Here is a 1,284-nt window from a genome sequence, read left to right as displayed (position 1 = left end):
TGAAGTTTCCCCGTGATCTTGGACACGTGAGGGTTATGCCGCAAGGGTGTGTTGATGCCGCTGCCTGGTCTCGGCTGGGGTGAGGTAGCCGAAGATCTTGTGCTTGCGGAGGCGGCGGCGGTTATAGAAGGTCTCGATGAAGGTGAAGACCTCGGCGCGGGCGGTGGCCCGGTCGGGCCAGGTTCGGGTGCCGATCTCCTCCTTGAGCAGAGCCCAGAAACTCTCTGCGGCGGCGTTGTCGAAGCATGATCCGGTGCGTCCGCAGCTCTGTCGTAAGCCCAACTCTCCTATTCGAGAACGGAATTGGTCCGATGTGTACTCGCTTCCACGATCACTGTGGATCACACAGCCGGGCTCCAGATGGGCCCGGCCGACGGCCATGTCGAGGGCGTCCACGACGAGTTCGGCGCGGTGGTGGTCGGCCATCGCATAGCCGACGACCTCGCGGGTGGCCAGGTCCAGCCAGCAGGCGAGGTAGAGCCAGCCCTCGGTGGTGGGCAGGTAGGTGATGTCGCCCACCAGCTTGGTCCCGGGGCGCTCGGCGTGAAAGTCGCGGCCGATCAGGTCGGGGGCCGGCTTCGCCTTCGTGTCCGGCCGGGTCAGCGAGCGGTGCTTGCGCCGGGTGACACCGCGGATGTCACGCTCGCGCATCACACGGGCGATGCGTTTGCGGTTCACCTGCCGGCCGCGGCGGCGGAACTCGGCGTGGATGCGCGGGACGCCGTAGGTGCGGCGGGAGGCGATGTGCAGCACCGTGATCTCGTGGGCGAGTGCGTCGTCGGCGGCCTGGCGCTTGCGGCGGCCGGTCTCGCCCTCACGCCAGGCGTAGTAGGAGGAGCGGGCCACGTGCAGCACCCGGCACAGCAGCGTGATCGGATAGTTCGCCTTCTCCGCATGAATGAACCGGTACAACTCGCTCACCGGTCGTTCTCCTTCACGAAGAAGGCGGTCGCTTTTTTCAGGATCTCGATGGTCTGCTGCTGTTCGCGGTTCTCCTTGCGCAGCCGCCGTAGTTCGTCGCGCTCGGCACTGGTCAGCTCGCCGCCCTGACTCTCGCCCCGGTCGGCCTTGGCCTGGCGGTACCAGCCGCGCAGGGACTCCGAGCTGATCCCGAGTTCCCGGGCGACCGCAGTAACCGTCTTCCCCGACGAGTCGACGAGCGCGATGGCGTCCCGCTTGAACTCCTCGGTGTACCGCTTCGTGTACTTGCTTCCCACCTGGTGCTACTTCCTCTGGAACCTCAGGTCCCAGTCTCCAGGTGTCCACGATCAAGGGGAAGCTTCA

2 protein-coding genes are annotated in these 1,284 nt (G+C 66.0%); both read right to left on the bottom strand.

The window, feature by feature from the left end; all coding sequences use genetic code 11:
• Positions 1–33: 33 nt before the first annotated feature.
• Positions 34–921, bottom strand: a complete 888-nt coding sequence (locus ACFPIH_RS56210; RefSeq protein ID WP_381188107.1) for an IS3 family transposase — start codon at positions 919–921, stop codon at positions 34–36.
• Positions 918–1,217 carry a transposase gene (locus tag ACFPIH_RS56205; RefSeq protein ID WP_381188104.1) on the bottom strand — a complete coding sequence of 100 codons (300 nt, stop codon included), beginning with the start codon at positions 1,215–1,217 and terminating at the stop codon, positions 918–920. The genes ACFPIH_RS56210 and ACFPIH_RS56205 overlap by 4 nt, the downstream gene beginning before the upstream one ends.
• Positions 1,218–1,284: the final 67 nt, after the last annotated feature.

Source organism: Streptomyces vulcanius (assembly GCF_042653945.1).
In the GTDB taxonomy this organism is placed as follows: Bacteria; Actinomycetota; Actinomycetes; order Streptomycetales; family Streptomycetaceae; genus Streptomyces; species Streptomyces mangrovi.
Note: the sequence above shows the minus strand (reverse complement) of the source record. Positions and strands in the feature narration are given on the sequence as shown.